The organism is Mesorhizobium sp. B1-1-6, from assembly GCF_006443035.1.
In the GTDB taxonomy this organism is placed as follows: Bacteria; Pseudomonadota; Alphaproteobacteria; order Rhizobiales; family Rhizobiaceae; genus Mesorhizobium.
This window is the reverse complement of record NZ_VFWR01000018.1, coordinates 53,703-72,554: the sequence shown is the minus strand read 5'-3', so window position 1 is coordinate 72,554 and position 18,852 is coordinate 53,703. Positions and strand designations below refer to the sequence as shown.

The following is an 18,852-nucleotide window of genomic DNA, read 5'->3' as shown; positions in this document are numbered from 1 at the left end:
CCCCATGCGCTTGCTGCATGGGGTGGGAGCCGGCAGGGGAAGAAAGTCGGGACGCGCCGTTGCGGCTCAGGCGGTCGAGGCTTCAGCCGTCCTTCGGCCAGATCAGCCCATTGAAGAGGCCGTTTGGAGCGCTCTTGGGACGGATTGGCTTCGGAGACGTTCGGCGTCCAACGCGCCGCCAGCAGATCGCTGCGAGCTTCACTGGCATCGCCTAAATCCAGGCATCTGATCCGCGCACCTCCAACGACCGGGCGACCGGTCGCGCTGCCATCCTGCCCGAATGGTCGCCTGCCTTCCGGCGTCGACAGAAAGTCCAAGTCCAAACAAGGCCGCGCCGGCGTGGCCGTTGCTCGATCCTTGGCATGCAGCCCGATTGCTCCAACCACCGATGACGAGGAGGCTAGCCCTCGTCGGTCTGGTCCACCCGCCTCGCTGGCGCGGGTTTAAGCTTGAACCATGTCCCTGCCGGATTGGTCGGCGGCGACCATGCCCGCAACACGCAGATATGCCGTGACGCCGACGGCGATCGCGCCAATGACGGAAAAGACGACCTGCCAAGTTTCCGAAGGCATTATGTGCTTCGCAATGCCATGAGTGGCATGGTAGCCGGCAACCATCGCGGGAGCGACGAAGACCATCACTATCGCCAGCTTCGCCCAAATCGGCCTGATGAGGCCGAGGAGGATTTGGCCAATGGCGAGCGTCAACCCGGCTGCGAGGATGCCGACAAGGAGCGCGCCAAGCCAGCCGGCAGCGCTGTTGAATGCCCATGCAACTGCGTTGACGCCGACGAACAACGGGAGGGCGACGATAGCAAGCGTGAAGAGCAACCAGCACAAGATGCCGATGGCCGCGACGCAAAGGAGAATGCCGAGGATGATCATGGTGGTGTCTCCGAGAGAATGACTCTGGCGATTGCGCCTTCCACCACCACCTGGCGCAGTGCACAGCATAGCAAAGGAAAAGCGCGGGTGAAACCCGCCGGTATTCTTTCGCCAGGCGCGATGTCCGCCCCGTCATGGGGCGAACGGGTCGATTTCGCCGATGATGGCGGTGTCGTCGCCGTCATACTCGTTCGCCGGCACGACCGAGAGAGTGCCGTCGCCGGCACGAAAGATGACGATGGTGACCATGAGAGTGGCGGCGAGGCTGAAGGCGAAGGCATGTGCGTCGGCGAAGGACATTGATCCGGCTCCTGTTTGAAGCGGAGGACCCTCCCCCGCTGACAGGCGCCCGATGTGTTCGGCCGATGGCCGCGATCACCGCGAAGGCGAAGCCGGAGCGGCGGCACGCTACGCGTAGTCCGACCCCTTGCGGGTTGATGGCGTCAGGCCATCGGCTGAACCAAGGATCAGCGTCGTACAGCAGGGATGGTGCTTCGTTCCAGGAAACTGAGGGATGGACAATGGCCGGCGACAGGCGATCTGCCGAACCCGCCTGCCCCATTCCTTCCGGGTGAACGCCGCACCTCGGCTCGAAGAGTGGTCGTCCGCCGCCAGTCGAATAGCTGATTTTGGGACCGAAAGCCGTCAGTCCGCTATCGGGCAGCGTTCGGCAGATTGCTGCCGTTCAAGCTCGGACTTTAAGCAACGCACGCCCACAATAGTTCCATTGGCGAGGGGCGTTTTGCTTTTGCAGGGCAGCGAGCTGCCAAGTAGTTGAGCACTCCGTTAGGAGATCCGTCACCTAGGACGTATGGAGCTGGCTCTATCGCGGCCCGAGCGGGGCCTATCATTGCCCCGATAGCGCAGGACGTCCACGAGCAGCGACAGGGCCGGCGACGTATGACGCCGGCCCGGATAGTAGAGGTGATAGCCTGGAAAATATGGGCACCAGTCACCCAGGACCTGCACCAGGCGCCCTGCCTGAATGTGTGGCAACACCTGATCTTCCGGCATGTAGGCGACACCTAGCCCGTCCAGGGCGGAGCTTAGGCGCATACCGAGGTTGTTGAACACCAGTTGCCCTTGGGGGCGGACCTTCACCTCCCGGCCATCTTTCTCTAGGCCCCAGGGAAAGAGCCCGCCATAAGTCGGCAGACGCATGTTGATGCATCTGTGCCCAGTCAGATCCTGCGGGGTTTCCGGAATTGGGAAGCGCTCAAAATAGCTTGGCGAAGCGACGACGGCCATGCGCAGATCCGGTCCGATGCGGACCGCAATCATGTCTTTGGCCACCTGTTCCCCCATGCGCACGCCGGCGTCGTATCCTTCAGCCACAATGTCGGTCAGGCCATAATCGACGATGATCTCGACTTGAATGTCCGGGTAATCGGGCAAGAACCGCTTCAGCGCTGGCTGGAGCACGGAAATCGCGGGATGCTCGCCGGCGGTAATTCGTACCGTGCCCGCGGGCGTAGAGCGTAAGTCATTCAGGGTTGCTAGTTCGGTCTCGATCTCCTCGAAGCGTGGCGCCACCGTACGCAACAACCGCTCCCCTGCACCAGTGGGCGCGACGCTGCGCGTCGTACGGGTCAGAAGCCTGAGGCCGAGCCGCTCCTCAAGATTGCGGATGGTCTGGCTCAAAGCGGAGGGCGACACGCCCAGTTTGGCTGCGGCTCGCGTGAAGCTCCGCTCGCAGGCGACTGCGGCGAAGGCGGCCAGGTCATTGAAGTTCTGCATGATGGATTGCTTAGCTCTGCTTAAAGGCTAATCCCGATTGTAGCAGGTTATCGCAAGGTGGGGCATGCCCTATGTTGAGCACATGAGCGAGCACAGATGATCTCACCCGAATTGAAACGTCGCTCGCCGGCAATACCGTCCAGGGCGGCCGCTACCCGGCGTCCCACCAGCGCTTCGTCAACCGTTGAACCGACCGATCAAAAGGATCCGCCAACATGACCTCTGATAACGCACCGAAAATGGGCCGCCGCAGCTTCCTGGGTGTCGCCGCGGCGGCGCCGCTGCTCGCAGCCACAATTACCCAGGCGACAGGACAACAAGCCTCTACTCACGCCAGCACCGTGGCGCTGACCGATCGGCGCAAGCTTGGCACGCTCGAGGTCTCCAGCATCGGCCTGGGTGTACAGAATATGCATCGGACCTATGAAACGACCATTCCCCATCGTCCTGAGATGATCGACCTGATCCGCACGGCATTCGACCGGGGCGTTACGTTCTTCGACACGGCCGAAGCCTATGGCCCGCATGAATGCGAGCGGATCCTTGGCGACGCCATTACGCCTTTTCGTGACAAAGTCGTAGTCACCTCGAAATTCGGGTGGAACATCGATCTGGAGACCGGCGAGCGCCGGCCAGGACTGAACAGCCAGCCCGAGCATATCAAGCTCGCCGTCGAGGGCTCCCTTAAGCGCCTTCGGACGGACCACATTGACCTGCTGTACCAGCACCGCGTCGACCCACAGGTGCCGATCGAGGATGTCGCCGGCGCCGTCAAGGACCTAATGGACCAAGGCAAGATCCGGCACTGGGGTCTGTCCGAAATGGGTCTCAAAACGCTCCGGCGCGCCCACGGGGCCGTACCGCTGGCCGCGGTGCAGAGCGAGTATTCCATGCTGTGGCGCGGCCCCGAGCAGGATGTTCTGCAGCTTTGCGAAGAACTCGGCATCGGCTTCGTGCCGTGGAGCCCGTTGGGGGTCGGATTTCTGACCGGCGCCATCGACAGCCGGACGCGGTTCGCCGAGGGCGATATTCGCGGCATCGAAGGCCGTTTCGCGCCGGAGAACCTGTCGCACAATCTCGCGCTCGTCGATCTCCTGAAAAGCTGGGCGGAACGCAAGCAGAGTTCACCCGCGCAAATCGCGCTGGCCTGGCTCATGGCCCAGAAACCTTGGATCGTGCCTATTCCCGGCACCACTCAAATTACCCACTTGCTAGATAATATTGGCGCGGGCGGGGTGCGGTTCACCTCGGAGGAAATCGCGGAACTCAACGCGGCGGTGCGAGCAATACAAGTTCAGGGTGCGCGCCTGCCGGATGCTGTCCTGGCCTACTCTGGCGTTGAGGCGCCCGCGAAAAGCTGAGTGCACCATCAGTCGCAAGGAGACCGGAACGCGTCGCAGCGCACGCTGGCGACAAGCCTGGATTCACGCTCATGACCGATATCGACAATCCAGCCCGAAGAAAGATCCTCATGTCATCGCTGCTCCTGCCGCTTGCGGCGGGGGCCGGCGCCTTGACCTCGCCGGCCACAGCCGCATCTGAAGCTGGGAGTAAAACGCTGGTCGCCTACTTCTCCCGCAGTGGTAATACGCGCACCATTGCCGGTCTCCTCAGCCGCGATCTCGGCGCCGATCTGTTCGAGATCGAACCGGCGAGGCCTTATCCGGCAGACTACTTCGAGACCGTGGAGCAAGCGAGGAAAGAACGCGAGCGGGATTATCTGCCACCGCTGAAAGCTATCGTTCGCGACCTCGCCCCCTATGATGCGGTCTTTCTCGGTTTCCCGGTGTGGGGCGGCTCTGCCCCCTCAGTCATCCGCTCCTTCCTTGCAGCTCACGACTTTACCGGCTTGGCGGTCGTGCCGTTCAACCTGCACGGCGGCTTCGGGTTGGGAGACAGTCTCGAGGTCATTACCCGCGCCGCGCCACAAGCGCGTTTTGCCGAAGGCTTCGTGATGGAAGGGCTCCAGGAACGGCGCACGACGGAAAGTGTTCGGAAGTGGCTCACCAAAGTGAGCGTCGACAAATAACGGAAGTGCGTAGCAGCTCTCCGTCACAGCCTCATCTATCGAAAGGATATGAGAATGACGACCAACATCCCCGCAGTGACACTGAACAATGGCGTACGGATGCCGAGCCTCGGGTTCGGCGTCTTCCAGGTGCCGGACCCAGCCGAGTGCGAACGCAGCGTCCGCGACGCGATCGATGTTGGATATCGGCTACTCGACACTGCGACCTCCTACGGCAACGAGGAGGCGGTTGGCGCCGCAATCAAGAACCACGGGATCGACCGAAGCGAGCTGTTCGTCACGACCAAGCTCTGGATCGAGGACGCGAGCTATGAAGGCGCGAAGGCCGCCTTCGACCGCTCGATGGACAAACTGCAGCTCGATTATCTCGATCTCTGGCTGATCCACCAGCCCTATGGCGATGTGTACGGGGCGTGGCGAGCAATGGAGGAACTGCACCGCGCCGGCCGCATCCGCGCCATCGGCGTCAGCAACTTCTATCCCGATCGCCTCGTGGACTTCGTGCTCCACAACGAGATCACCCCCGCGGTGAACCAGATCGAGATCCATCCTTTCCACCAACAGGACGATGCGCAGAAGATCCTCGACGAATACAAGGTTCAGCCCGAAGCATGGGGGCCGTTCGCCGAGGGCAAGAACGGCCTGTTCTCGAACGATGTGCTCCGATCGATCGGCCAGAAGCACGGCAAGAGCATTGCCCAGGTCGTGCTGCGCTGGCTCAATCAGCGGGGGATCGTCGCCATTCCGAAATCGGTGCGGAAGGAACGTATGGCCGAAAACTTCGCGATCTTTGATTTCGAGCTGGACGACGACGATCTCACCGAGATCGCTACGCTCGACCAGAAGGCCAGCAGCTTCTTCGATCATCGCGACCCTGCTATGGTCAAGCGGCTGGGAACCCGGAAACTCCAAGCTTAAATCGCCTCGCCTAGGCGGCTTCAGACGACTCCAGCCATCAGATCCGGCTGAGCATCCGCTTTTGTGTGGCAGCGAAGTGTACACGACCGTCCACTATGAGGCGCAAAGCCGCCGTTCGCATTGTGACGTTCGGCCACTTCGATGACATTGCGGAATAACGCTGGCCACCCTGGGATTTCGGTGCGTTGAGGAAGGCGGGCGCTACGAGCTGCCGAGCCGATATACCGGAATGCCGAGTTTGCGGGCCTTGTCGGCGAGGTTCTCCTGAATGCCGGTGCCCGGAAAGATGATGACGCCGATCGGCATGACCGCCAACATCTGGTCGTTGCGCCTGAAGGGAGCGGCCTTGGCATGCTTGCTCCAGTCGGGCTTGAAGGCGACCTGCGGCACCTTGCGATGATCGGCCCAGCGGGCGGCGATCTTTTCGGCGCCTTTCGGCGATCCGCCGTGCATCAGCACCATGTCGGGGTGCTTGGCGCGGATCTGGTCGAGCTTTGCCCAGATCAACTGGTGATCGGCGGTATCGCCGCCGGAGAAGGCGATCTTGGGGCCGGCGGGTAACATGATTTCGGTTTCCGCGCGCCGCCTTGCTGCGAGGAAGTCGCGGCTATCGATCATTGCGGCGGTGAGATGGTGGCGGTTGACCATCGACCCCGTGCGCGGTCGCCAGGCCGAGCCGGTGTACTGATCGTAGTGGTCGGCGGCCTGGTCACGCATGAGCTCGAAGGCGTCGCGCCGTTCGATCATGGTCTGGCCCTGGGCAGTGAGTGTCTCGAGTTCAACTGCCTTGATCTCGGTGCCGTCCTGTTCGCGCTGCAGGCGGCGCTGGGACTGCTCGTTGTCGTCCAGTTGCCGCTCGATCCGTTGTACAGCTCGGTGGAAGACATTGGTGACGGACCAGAGGAGGTCATCGAGGTCGGGTTCGAGGCGCGTATCGGCCAAGGTGGCGACGAGGGCGTCAAAGATGTCGGCCACCGCTCCGGCCACGTGGTCGCCGCCGGGGAGCGGTCGCGGATCGGGCTCGTCGGCAAATGGGCGCCAGCCATAGAGCTGGAGTTCGGTCAGGATGTGATCGGTCGGAGAAGCGGCGTGGTGCGGTTCTATGTCGTCGTGCTCGCTCATCGGATGCTCCCGTCGGGTGACCGCGACCCTCGCGGCCTTCATGGCGACGAGAGCCCACGGGCGGGACGGTCCCGACACCCGCAGCGAAGCGGAGGGCCGGAGCGCAGGCGGAGGATGGCGGCGGCCGGCTATTTTGCCTCGCGATGGAAAGGCGTCGCGACCAATCGCTGCCATTCGCGAGCAGTCGCGTGCCGCCGGAAAATAGTCGGCCGCCGCCATTGCCTGACCGGCACGGATGTGGGCCCGATCGCCCTCTTGAAGGCCGGGCCGCGGTTCTCTGCCGGTGGGCTTCGATCCATGCGATGCGGCCACACCCCACAACGCACGCTTCACCTCCCGGCTCATGCCGGCCGTGTCAGATAGCAGATGCGATCTTTGCGCATGAGCTGGTCCGCAATCGAGGTCCGGAACGCGCCAAGTCCGACATGGCGGAGGTCGTCGTTGAAGTCCTGCATCGCCGGCGACAGCGCGATTGCCTCGATTCCAAGGTCCGTCGCGCGCTCGATCAGGCTGTCACGGGCACCTTCACCGGCCGGATCGTTGTCGCGGATGACATAGAGCCGCCGCAGGTTCGGAGGCAACAGGATGGCGGCGAGATGGGCTGCCGAGAGTGCCGCAGCCATCGGCATGTCGGGCAACGTCGACCTTAGCGAGAGCGTCGTCTCTATGCCTTCGCCTGCCGCCATGACGGTGCCAGGCACGCCGAAGCGAACGGCGTGACCGAGAAGGTCACCCATTGCCCGACGCGGTGTGTCGACGGGTGCCTTGCCGGTGCCGTCCGGTGCGAGCCAGGTGCGGTGCGCGCCGGTGAGATGTCCATCGAGGTCGGTGACAGCGGCGATCATCGCCGGCCAGGTCTCGGTCAGTCCAAGATCGTCGGGCCGGTAGTAGCAGCGCGGATGGAACCGCAGCGATCCGGTGCCGTGCAAAGTCGTAATGCCGCGTCCGCGCAAATACGTTTCCACGACGGTGCCGATGATGGGCTTCGACATGGCGACAAGTCGTCGGGCTGCTTCTCGAGAACCGGTGCGAGCCGCTGGCTTCGTCGTAGGCCGTAGCACGGACTCAACATCCGGCATGGCGAGAAACGCGCGTGCCTGCTCGGCCACCTCCTTGAAATCGGCTAGGCCGAGGGATTCACGGATGACGTCGAGCAAATCGCCATGCTCGCCGGTGGCGGCGTCTGTCCATTTGCCTGGCGGCCCCTTCGGGGATGGCTGCAGACGCACGAACATCGAGCGGCCCGGCGCGTTGCGAACGTCGCCGACGGTCCAATATCTGCCCTGGCGACGGCCATTGTAGAGGTAGTGGCGGCACACCGCCTCGGCATGTTCGCCGAGGCGGTGTGCGAGTTCGGATGCAGCGTGACGCGCAATCATGCAGCCTCCCGCTCACTGACCCGCTCGATTGGGAAGCGCTCGAGCACGCGCTCCAGCACGGCGAGCCCGTTGGCGTCGATCGGCACGAACATCCTGAGCTTCCACGAAATGATCTCGTGGAAGAGACCGTATGCGGTGAGGCGCTCGCGCATCGCGTCGGTGAAGCCCGACAGTTCGATGCGCCATGCGCCCATGACACGGCTGCGGCGAAGCTGGAGATCCTCGGCAAGATCGAGGATGGTCCGGCCGCCCATCAGCGCCGCAAACGCCTGCTCCGGCGACAGCGCAACCATGTTCGTCGCAGAGGCCTCGGCGGCCCATGCCGGCGAGACGCGGCGGCCGATGAGGCGCTCGCCCTCGTCGGTCTGAAGTCGATAAACGCGGGTCGACTCGTTGGGCAGGCGCTTCCAAATCGGCAGCAGCAGGCCGGTGACCATGTGCAGGACCGAGTCCGAAAACTCCGGCACTCCGGCGAGTTCGGCCGTCCAGACAGTTGTGAAAGCCTCGCGGTCGGCCTCGACCCAGCGTGTTTCGCCCATGGCCTTGAGCGGCATGTTCTGGCCTTCCATCGGCCGGATCAGGCGGACACGTCGCTCGACCTCGCCATCGTCGAGCATCACGCTGGGGGTCGGGATCTGCACGGCGGCGCGGCCTGATTGCTCGTTGATGAGCAGTGCGGCACGCCGATCGCGGAGATGATCGAGCGCCGCATTGAGCGTGACGGGCCGATTGCGCTTGCGTTCGGTGATCGTGAGCAGGCGGCTTTCGGCGCCGGTGCGAGGATGGGTGTAGATCACCTGCCGATCGGTGACGACGAAGTTTTCGGCCTGCAGCGTCTCCAGCCCGGCGTCGTAGGTGCCTGATGCGATCGCGCCCTCGATGCGCGCCGCCAGCAGTTGCTCGAAGGCACCGAACAGGACGCCCTGCAGCGCAATGGTCAGTGCGAGCAGGCGATTGAGGAAGGTGGTGATCGGCGGCAACTCGTCCTTGATGCCATTGGCATCCATCAGCTTGAGACCGGTCGCTGCCTCGAAACGCTCGAGCGAACAGCCCTCGACCTTGCCACGTACGATCAGCAGATAGAGTTGCCGTAGCGCATCGCGGGCATAGTGGCTTTCCAGATTGTCCTCTGGCCGGAACAGGCCCTGGCCGCCGGTCTGCCGCTGGCCGCGCGTGATCGCGCCTAGCGTATCGAGCCTCCGCGCGATCGTCGAGAGGAAGCGCTTTTCCGCCTTCACATTGGTCGAGATCGGCCGGAAGAGCGGCGGCTGCGCCTGATTGGTGCGATGCGTGCGGCCCAGGCCCTGAATGGCGGTGTCGGCCTTCCAGCCGGCTTCGAGCAGATAATGCACACGCAGCCGCGTGTTCCGTGCGGAGAGTTCGGCGTGGTAGCTCCTCCCCGTCCCGCCCGCGTCCGAAAAAACCAGAACGCGTTTCTGGTCATCCATGAAGGCCTGCGTCTCGGCGAGGTTGGCTGACGCGGCGCGGTTTTCAACGACAAGGCGCTCGCCCTTGCGGACAATGCGGCGCGAGCGGCCGGTGACCTCGGCCACGATGTCCACCCCGAAATGCTGGACGATCTGGTCGAGCGCGCCGGGGACAGGCGTCAAGCTGGCGAGTTTGGCGATCAGCTCGTCGCGCCGGGCGACCGCCTCGCGGCTCTCGACGGGCTGGCCTTCGCGGTAGACCGGACGCGACGACAGATTGCCTTCGGAGTCGGTGAAGGGCTCATAGAGCTGCACCGGAAAGGAATGGGCGAGATAGTCGAGGACGTATTCGCGCGGCGTGATGTCGACTCGGACGTCGTTCCATTCCTCGGTCGGCAGCTCGGCCAGCCGCCGTTCCATCAGTGCCTCGCCCGTCGAGACGATTTGGACAACCGCCGCATGGCTCTCCTCTAGATCGCGGGTGATGGAGCGGATCAGGGTCGGCGTCTTCATGCTGGTCAACAAATGACCGAAGAAGCGCTGCTTGGAGCTTTCAAAGGCGCTGCGCGCGGCCGACTTGGCCTGGGCATTGAGCGTGCCGGTGCTGCCGGTGATGTTGGCGGCCTGCATGGCCGCATCGAGATTGTTATGAATGATGCCGAAGGCGTCGGCATAGGCATCATAGATGCGGATCTGTTCCGGCGTCAGCTCATGCTCGATCAGCTCGTATTCGACGCCGTTGAAGGAAAGCGAGCGGGCCGTATAGAGGCCGAGTGCCCTGAGGTCGCGTGCCAGCACCTCCATCGCCGCCACGCCGCCGGCCTCGATCGCCTCGACGAACTCGGCGCGCGTCGAGAATGGAAAATGCTCGCCGCCCCAGAGGCCGAGCCGCTGGGCATAGGCGAGATTGTGCACGGTGGTGGCGCCAGTCGCCGACACATAGACGATTCGGGCATTCGGCAGGGCGTGCTGGAGCCTCAGGCCGGCACGGCCTTGCTGGGAGGGAGCGGCGTCGCCGCGTTCGCCCTTGCCGCCGCCGGCGTTTTGCATGGCGTGCGCCTCGTCGAAAATGATGACCCCATCGAAATCCGGACCCAACCATTCGACGATTTGTTTGACCCGCGAAACCTTCTCGCCGCGGTCTTCGGAACGTAGCGTGGCATAGGTGGTGAACAGGACGCCTTCCGGCAGCACGATCGGCCTGCCCTGCGGGAAGCGGGAGAGCGGGGTGACCAGCAAGCGCTCCATGCCTAGCGCGGACCAGTCGCGCTGCGCATCCTCGATGAGCTTGTCGGACTTCGAGATCCAGACCGCCCTGCGACGGCCATGCATCCAATTGTCGAGGATTACTGCGGCAGACTCGCGGCCCTTGCCTACACCGGTGCCGTCGCCAATCATGAAGCCTTGCCTGAAGCGAACGGCACCTGCTGCGTCGTCGGCTGCGGCGCTCACCACGTCGAAAGTGTCGTCGAGGGTCCAGGCGCCGGCCAGATAGTCGGTGTGGGCCTCGCCGGCATAGATGACGGTCTCGAGTTGCGCATCCGACAGCAGGTCGAACACGTTCCGCGGCAGGCGCGGCCGATAGCTCGGCTTGGGCGGCGCCACCGAGGCCATGGCTGCCGATTGAACGAGCTGGGTGGGGTGAGCCCGCGAGCCGGGAATGCGGATCGCCTGAAGCCCGTAGGCTTCATAGATGGCGTCGCTGATCTGGCCGTCCTCGGCCGCCTGCCAGTTGACGGCCTCATAGGCGAGGTCGATGGCTTCCGGTTCGGCGATCGACATGGGTGGCATGGTTCTCGCCGAGCGTGTGAGATAGCCGTGCACGGTGCGGGGTCTGGCGACCGCCGATGCCGCGCTGGAAACGGCGGCCATCACTACCGTTGGCCGTGCGGGAAGGCGCTCCTCAATCCACGCGAGGAGCGTCGCCGTGTCCGAGGCAATGCCGGGAGCATCCGCGAACACGGTGGGATCCTTTGCCGGCAGCTTGTCGATGACGGTCAGGCGTGTCGGGAAGGTCGTGCCATGCTTGGCGTAGGCCGAGCCGTCGATGGCGGCGGAGAAGACGACGCGCCCACGTTCCTGCAGGCGAGTGAAGGCGGCGGTCCATGCCGGATGATCGGGCGCGAAGTTGGCACCGGTGATCGTCACCAGCCGTCCGCCGGGCGCAAGGCGCGCCAGCGCCGAGGCGATATGCCGCCAGGCCGCGTCGGCGATGCGGCCCTCGACGTTAGCCATGACCGAAAAGGGCGGGTTCATCAGCACCACGCTCGGAACGGCGCCGGGATCGAGATGGTCGTCGATCTGGGCGGCGTCGAAGCGGCTGGCGGAGACGGCTGGAAAGAGGAAGGAGAGAAGTGCCGCGCGCGTCTCGGCAAGCTCGTTGAGGACGAGCGAGGCGCCGGCTATCTCGGCCAGGATGGCGAGCAGCCCAGTGCCGGCAGAAGGCTCCAGCACACGGTCGGCCGGGGTGATGGCGGCGGCCGTTGCCGCGACCAGGCCGAGCGGAATCGGCGTCGAGAACTGCTGGAAGGTCTGCGCCTCTTCGGATCGGCGGGTATGCGTCGGCATGAGCCGGGCCATCTTCGACAATGCGGAAAGCCGGAGCGCTGGCGACGCGGCTTTGCGAAACAGCGCCTTTCCATACTTGCGAAGGAACAGGACCGTGGCGGCCTCGCAGGCATCGTAGGCCTGCCTCCAGTCCCAGGCGCCGGCGGTGTCGGAGGCGCCGAATGCGGCTTCCATCGCCGAGCGCAGCTTTGGCGCGTCGATGCGCTCGCCACGTTCGAGACGGGGAAGCAGCAGGCCGGCGGCGGCGAAGATAGCACCGGCTGCACAGGACTGGGCGGGCGAGATCGGCGCGGCAGCGGGAACCGTCGCAGCGGGCGAGATCATGTACATGGTGTGAACCTCGGGAGAGCGGGGACAGGATCGAGCCGCGCGGCGCTCTCTCTGGACCGCGCGCATTCAAACCCATCCCGGCCTACCTCTCCCTCTCAGGGCGTCGGCCGAAGCCAAAAATGAAAACAAGCGCCCCGCCAAGAGGTGGAGCGCTTGCCGGTATCAACCGACCTCGATCATATTCCGCCGTCGGGCTCCGGCTTCCGCAGGAAACGATTGCGGTCGTCGTGCTGATCCTGAAAAGGTGTCCGGCGCTCCTCCGAATCCGGGCCGCGAGGGTGGAAGGATCGACGCTATGGGTGTGCGGTGTGACGCCGCGCGGGTCAGGCCGCCGCCCGCCCTTCGACGACATCGGCGCCGACCTCGTCGGCGGTGATGTCTTCAAGACGCGCATTGCGGTATCCGGTCTTGGCCCTCCAGAGTTCGGCCGCATCGCGGCTCTCGGCGAGGTGCAGCAACTCGTCGTGGTCGCCGATCTGCTGCAGGACCCGGACCATGCCGATCGTGGGCCGCTCGACGATCTCGAAGCTGAGCGGGCTGTCGAGCGAGTAGGTGCGCATAATGGTCACGAGGATGATGCCGCCGGAGGAAAAATTCCCTTCGTTGAGCGTGATTGAGGCCGGAGCGCTGTAGGTCGGACGGTCGCGCGGGGGTGACTTGCGGACCAGCCTGCCGAGACCGTTGCGGCGCTCCCAGTCCGCGAGTTTTCGGGTGAAGCGCGCTGGCGGCTTCGGCGCACCGTCCGAATAGCGGATGAGCGAACCGAGCGGGGCGTTGTCGTAGACGATGTGGGCTGACATGGACATATCTCCTGAAACGAAAATGGCCCGGCTGGGAGCCGGGCCGTGAGGTGAAGGGGAACGTCGCGACCGGAGCCGCGCTGTCGATAGGTTCTATTCGGCTGCGACCGCGTGAGCCGTGACCTCATCGGCTGCCACCGAGTCGTCTTCATCATCGCCGGCGAGGAATTCGGGCAAGTTACCCTCCTCGCCCTCGTCCGGCTGCATGGCCGGTGCGTCCTGAGCGGTCAGACGGAGTGGTTCAGGCAGCCAGCCACTATCGGCCAGGAGGCGTTCGGCCTCCTTGGCCATGTCACCCTTCTTGAGATGATCGATGAGCTGGGCCGCCTGCTCGCCAGCGCCCTCACGCACGGCTTCGAGGATCCGGGACTTGGTGACCCGGCCGAGATAGTTTGCGACCGTTGGGCGCCAACCCGCAGCCACCATGTCGAGCCCGGTGGCAAGAGACAGCCGATCGGCCTCGCGCAGCCGTTGATCCAGCCCGTGCTGGGAGACGCCGCTGCCATAGGGGTTGGGCCGTTCGAACAGGGCGTTGATGCCATAGCTGACGCAGTGTGCCAGCAGCGCCTGTCGGCTGGCTTCATCGAGACTTTCGAGCCAGACCCACAGAGTCTGGTCGTCACCGAGCGGGATGTCGCCCTTCCATGCCGCATGGCGCTCATCGACCGCCTTGGCCGCCGGGCTGTCTTTGAGGTCGGCGTCCTGCGCCGGCAGGTGGATATGCCGGACAAACGCCTCGACGCAGCCGGTCGCGGAACGCTGACCGAATGTGTCGAGGACGAGCCGATGCAAGAGCGCTGTGATGGCCACATGCTGGTTCTCGGCCACGGCATTGCGCAACGCCAAGGTGCGATGAGCGGTGAGTTCGATCACCAGGCGCTCGGGCAGCGGCTTGATGGTGTCGCCCTCATCCTCCTCGGGCTCGGACGCCTGCGCGCCGGTGGTGATGGTCGCGCTGCGAACCGAAAGTTCGTCGCTGCCATCCTCACTCCCGGTCGCACCGCAGGGCTGGGCGGAGTCGCCGCCGACCGCCTGTGTCGCTTCATCCTCGGGGCGCACATGGCCCCGATCGATGACGAGATCGCCATCACGATCGATGCTGATGAACACCCCGGCGCGAGCGATCTCGGCCGCATCGTAGTTCATCGGCCTGCTCTCGAAGGCCTCGAGCGCGGACTCGATCTCGTCGAGGCGCTGATCGACCTCGTCGGGGAGTTCGTCGGCTTCGCGATACTCGGCTTCCAGCCGATCGTATTCCTTGCGCAACGCTTCACGTTGTGCCCGCTCCGGTTCGGTCAGATCGGCGGGCGTGCCAGCGAGCGCCCCCAGGCCGTGATTGTGGCCATAGGGCAGATCGACATCGACCACGATCCACTTCCAGCCTTCGGCGGCGATCTCATCTGCGATCGATTTCAGCTTGTCGCGAACCAGGCGGTCGAGCAGCACAGGGTCCTGCAGCCAGCCGCCATTGTCGGCCTCGAACAGGTCACGCAGCACTATCCCGCCGGCTGCGACATAGGCCTCGACACCGACGAACAGCGCCCGGCGATCGCTTGCCCGGACCGTGGTTTCGGTCAGCATGCGCCGGATTTGATGCGGCTCCTTCGACCACGAATGTTCGAGCGCCTCCCAGACCTGTTCCTGACGGGCGTGATCGTCGGCCACGGTGAAGGCCATGAGCTGATCGAGCTTCATCCCGTCCTGCGCGTAGACATCGTGCAGCTTGGGCGAGACCTTCGCGAGCCGCAGGCGTTGCTGGACAAAGGTCGCGGACACGAAGAAGCGTGCCGCAATCTCCTCGTGGCTCGCGCCCTGATCGTGCAGGGTCTGGAAGGCACGGAACATGTCGAGAGGATCGAGGTCCTCACGCTGGAAGTTCTCGGCCAGCGAATCTTCCTCGATCGGCACCTCGCTATCGGCGTTGGTGACGACGCAAGGCACAGGCTCGGTTTTGACCATGCGCTTCCGCTTGATCAGCAGCTCAAGGGCGCGATAGCGGCGGCCACCAGCCGGCACCTCAAACATGCCGGTCTCGTTGCCCTCACCATCCAACACTGGCCGGACGTTGAGACTCTGGAGCAGGCCGCGCCGTCCAATCGAGGCGGCGAGGTCCTCGATCGTTTCCCCGCGCTTGGTGCGCCGGACGTTGGACTGGCTCAGCATCAGCTTGTTGAACGGGATGTCGCGCGAAGCGTTGAGGGTGATCTTCTGCTTGACGGTAGCCATCTTGATTATCTCCGCGACGGGCGGCCGAGACTCTCTCGACCTCCAACCCGTCACAAAGACCGGCGCAGCCCTCTCACTCTACGGACCGCGCCGCACACGGAATATCTGAGGCACGTAAGGAGGATCACGCCGCCCTCCTGTCGATATCGGTCTCATCGACCTCGCCTGGGTCCGTCCTGGATGCCCCGTCAGGTTGCGGCAGGAAGGAGAGCAGCCAGTCGGCCGCCCTGCTGGCCTGGGAGGCGGCACGCACGATGGCGCGGTTGTCTTCGCGCAGAACCTCAAGCCAGGAGGCCAGGTAGTCGGCGTGGCGGACGGTCGGCACGATGCCAAGCGAGGCGCAGCAGAAGGCTGCGTTCAACTCGGCGACCAGTTCCTCGAAAGCATACTTCTTGGTGCCGAAGGCGCCGCCGAGGTCACGGCCGACGCGGGAGGCATGGCCGGTCGCATGCCCAAGCTCGTGCAGGGCGGTGCGGTGCCAGTCGATGGTCTCGAAATAGGCCTGCGGCGGCGGCACCCGAACATAGTCATGCGCCGGAGCGTAATAGGCGCGATCGCCACCGATGCGGAAATCGATCCCGGTCGCCTTGATCAGTGCGTCGACGGCCGGCTCGATCAGTCCAGGCTCTGGTGCAGGCGGAGCCACGGCCAGATCGTCGGGCAGATTTTCACATTGTGCTACGTTGAACACGCTAAAGCGCTTCAGGAACGGTATGGCTTGGGCTGCTTCGCCGGTTTCCCGCGCACGGCTCTTCTGGTCTTCAGGGACGAAGCGGTCAGCATAGACGACGGTGGTGCCGTGTTCGCCCTTGCGGACATGACCGCCTAGCGATAGCGCCTGGCGGAAAGTCAGCCAGCTTTGGACGGGAAACCCATGCTCGACGACCGCACCCCACAGGATCAGCACATTGATCCCGGAATAGGCGCGGCCGGTCGCGGCGTTGGCCGGCATGGCCAGAGAAGCTTTCGTCGCCGTCGTGCCCCAGGGCTGCACCCAGGGAAAGCGCCCAGCCTCCAGCTCGGCGATGATCTTGTTGGTGATATCGTCATAGAGGCTTGCCCGGTCGGCGCCGACGCGAGCGTAATGTCTGGGCATTGCGGTTCTCCGCGACGGGCGCCGAAGGCCCTCCTCCAGCTCTCAACCCGTCACGGCAAACCGGTCCGTACTCTCACTCTAGACGGCGTTGCGGGTCCTCCTCAGAAGAGAGGACGCTCTCGAATTTGGGCAAAGGCGGTCGGCGCCGAATAGGCAAATGTCGCTGACCATCCAGGATGGTTATTGCTACCGGACTGCGTGGCGGATGCGGTCGGTAAGCGTCTGTTCGACATCGAAATAACCCTCCCAGGCTTCGGGCAGCTGAGCCCGCGCGGCGGCAGCGAAAACATCGAAACCGTTGGCGCTTTCGCAGGCGGGCAAATCCTCCCAGCTGACAGGCACCGCGCACGACGCCCCCGCGCGTGCCCGAGTCGACCAGGGACAGATTGCAGTGGCGCCCTGGCCGTTGCGCAGGTAATCGAGAAACATCCGGCCCTTGCGCTTCGCCTTGCTCATGTTGGCGACGAAACGCGACGGATCTGTACGGGCTAGTAGTTCGGCGAAGTCTTGGCAGAAGCTCTTGACCTCGTCCCAGTCTGCCTCCGGGACGAGCGGCACGACCACATGAACGCCCTTGCCGCCGGACAACAACGGCCACGACTGCAGTCCGAGCGCTTCCAAAATGCCCCGAATGTCGAGGGCTGCCTGCTTGACGGCGGTGAAGCCAAGGCCCTCGTCCGGATCGATGTCGAAGATCATGCGGTGCGGCAGACTCGGCTGCTGGCGCAGGCTTCCCCAGATGTGGAATTCGAGCACGTTCATCTGGACGCCTGCGATCAACCCCGCCAGGTCGCCGACCCAGAGGATGCGGCTTTCCTTACCGGACATCTTCGCCAACTGGCCGTCATGAATGGCCTTGGGCATGCCTGGCAGTTTATGCTTCTGAAAAAAGGTCTGCTGAAGGTCGCCGTCGGTGTCGCGCACCAGCGACAGTGGCCGATCTTGGATGTGCGGCAGCATCTTCTCGGCGACCGCGGCGTAGTAGGCCGCAAGCGTGGCCTTGGTCACCTTGGTCCCCGGATACATGATCTTGTCCGGATGCGTCAGCTTGACGCCGACAGCAGCGGCGATCTCCTTGCCGATCCCCGGACCGAGATTGGCGGAGCCAAGAGTTGCCGGCGTCTTCGGCATTTCCATCACCACCTGGTCGGCTGGCTTGTCTTCGCGCATTACCTCAAAGCTTGGATGTCGCAAGCTGCCGTCCGGGGTCACTTCGGCATAGGTGACTTCGGCGACAAGTTCGGGCTTTACCCACCGGGCACGGCGGGCAATGTCTCTTGGAACGGAGGCGAAAGCCGGTTTCTCAACAACGCGTTTCTCGAGCTTCGCGAGGATTTCCTTGCGCATCGCCGCGGTGAACCCCGTGCCGACGCGGCCGCGATAGATGAGCTTGCCATTGTCGTAAGTGCCGAGGATTAGTGAGGCCATGCCATGTCCTGTGTCACTTGGGCGATAGCCGCCGACGACGAATTCCTGTCGCTTCGTGCACTTGATCTTGAGCCAACTCCCGGTGCGGTCGCCGACGTAAGAGCTGTCGGCGCGCTTGGCGATGACGCCTTCGTGGCCGGCCTCGCACATGGCGTCGAACACCCTTCTGCCATGGTCGACGATGTGGTTGGAGAATTGCAGGCTGTCGTCAGGGCGGCGCGCGCCCAGCAGGGACTCAAGTCGCGCCTTGCGTTCCAGCAGCGGCTGGTTCGACAGATCTTCGCCATCGAATTCAAGCAGATCGAAAGCGTAGAACTTGAGCGGCAAACCCGTGGCAATGCCAGCTTTCAGCATGGAGAAACTCGTACGGCCCTGGCTGTCGATGGCGACGATCTCACCATCGATCAGTGCCGCGCCCTTTGTCAGTCTCTGAAGCGGCGGCAGGATGACCTTGAACTGTCGGGTCCAGTCGTGGCCATTGCGCGTATAGACGACGACATTCGAGCCGGAGATGGCGACTTGGGCACGATAGCCGTCGAACTTCATCTCGAAAAGCCAATCCCCGCCCACCGGTATTTGGTCTGTCAATGTGCAGAGCTGGAACGACCGAAACCCCGGCAGCGGATATGCAGGGACAGATTCTGACTCTCTGCGCCGCCTGCGCCTTTTGCTGATGCTTAGGATGCCATCTCCAGGCGACATGCGGAACTCGGATCCATAGTCCGATTCAATACCCTGCCTGGGGGTTCGGTTCCATCCCCAAGCATCTACGCGCCGGCAGCCGTCGGCGCTCTAAGGAAGAACGGCGTATAAACCGCAGTCCTACGCGCGTCCGCAGCAGCGGACATTGTCGCGCGCAGGACGGAGGAAATTCGCCTCCGCCGCGGGCGGTGAACGGGACAGCCGTA

General features: G+C 64.0%; 13 protein-coding genes. 3 read left to right on the top strand and 10 right to left on the bottom strand.

Annotated features, from left to right (window positions below):
* Nucleotides 1–443: 443 nt before the first annotated feature.
* From FJ979_RS28050 to FJ979_RS28045, 3 genes are all read right to left on the bottom strand, one after another.
* Nucleotides 444–884: a hypothetical protein gene (locus FJ979_RS28050; protein ID WP_140562133.1), complete on the bottom strand. Its 441-nt coding sequence runs from the start codon at nt 882–884 to the stop codon at nt 444–446.
* Between the two features lie 132 nt (nt 885–1,016).
* Nucleotides 1,017–1,184, bottom strand: a complete 168-nt coding sequence (locus FJ979_RS32700; protein WP_008877981.1) for a hypothetical protein — start codon at nt 1,182–1,184, stop codon at nt 1,017–1,019.
* Between the two features lie 498 nt (nt 1,185–1,682).
* Complete coding sequence (locus tag FJ979_RS28045; RefSeq protein WP_140562134.1) at nt 1,683–2,621, bottom strand: LysR family transcriptional regulator; 939 nt, start codon at nt 2,619–2,621, stop codon at nt 1,683–1,685.
* A gap of 215 nt (nt 2,622–2,836) precedes the next feature.
* Between FJ979_RS28045 and FJ979_RS28040 the strand changes: the two genes are divergently transcribed.
* From FJ979_RS28040 to FJ979_RS28030, 3 genes are all read left to right on the top strand, one after another.
* Nucleotides 2,837–3,982, top strand: a complete 1,146-nt coding sequence (locus FJ979_RS28040) for an aldo/keto reductase (protein WP_140562136.1) — start codon at nt 2,837–2,839, stop codon at nt 3,980–3,982.
* A gap of 71 nt (nt 3,983–4,053) precedes the next feature.
* Nucleotides 4,054–4,650: a flavodoxin gene (locus tag FJ979_RS28035; protein WP_140562137.1), complete on the top strand. Its 597-nt coding sequence runs from the start codon at nt 4,054–4,056 to the stop codon at nt 4,648–4,650.
* Between the two features lie 54 nt (nt 4,651–4,704).
* Nucleotides 4,705–5,568, top strand: coding sequence for an aldo/keto reductase (locus FJ979_RS28030; protein ID WP_140562139.1), 864 nt, complete (start codon nt 4,705–4,707; stop codon nt 5,566–5,568).
* Nucleotides 5,569–5,769: 201 nt separating this feature from the next.
* Here FJ979_RS28030 and FJ979_RS28025 read toward each other — a convergent pair whose 3' ends face one another.
* From FJ979_RS28025 to ligD, 7 genes are all read right to left on the bottom strand, one after another.
* Complete coding sequence (locus FJ979_RS28025; RefSeq protein WP_140562141.1) at nt 5,770–6,690, bottom strand: DUF2493 domain-containing protein; 921 nt, start codon at nt 6,688–6,690, stop codon at nt 5,770–5,772.
* 341 nt (nt 6,691–7,031) lie between these two features.
* Nucleotides 7,032–8,069, bottom strand: coding sequence for a toprim domain-containing protein (locus FJ979_RS28020; RefSeq protein WP_181172813.1), 1,038 nt, complete (start codon nt 8,067–8,069; stop codon nt 7,032–7,034).
* A complete protein-coding gene (locus tag FJ979_RS28015; RefSeq protein WP_140562142.1) occupies nt 8,066–12,394 on the bottom strand; it encodes a strawberry notch family protein in 4,329 nt (1,442 codons plus the stop codon). The genes FJ979_RS28020 and FJ979_RS28015 overlap by 4 nt, the downstream gene beginning before the upstream one ends.
* 323 nt (nt 12,395–12,717) lie before the next feature.
* Nucleotides 12,718–13,194, bottom strand: a complete 477-nt coding sequence (locus tag FJ979_RS28010; RefSeq protein ID WP_140562144.1) for a hypothetical protein — start codon at nt 13,192–13,194, stop codon at nt 12,718–12,720.
* A 93-nt stretch (nt 13,195–13,287) separates the two neighbouring features.
* Nucleotides 13,288–15,420, bottom strand: coding sequence for a ParB/RepB/Spo0J family partition protein (locus FJ979_RS28005; protein ID WP_140584370.1), 2,133 nt, complete (start codon nt 15,418–15,420; stop codon nt 13,288–13,290).
* A gap of 124 nt (nt 15,421–15,544) precedes the next feature.
* Nucleotides 15,545–16,516 (bottom strand): zincin-like metallopeptidase domain-containing protein, encoded by a 972-nt coding sequence (locus FJ979_RS28000; RefSeq protein ID WP_140562145.1) that lies wholly within the window; start codon nt 16,514–16,516, stop codon nt 15,545–15,547.
* A gap of 186 nt (nt 16,517–16,702) precedes the next feature.
* Complete coding sequence (gene ligD, locus FJ979_RS27995; protein ID WP_140562147.1) at nt 16,703–18,646, bottom strand: DNA ligase D; 1,944 nt, start codon at nt 18,644–18,646, stop codon at nt 16,703–16,705.
* Nucleotides 18,647–18,852 lie beyond the last annotated feature (206 nt).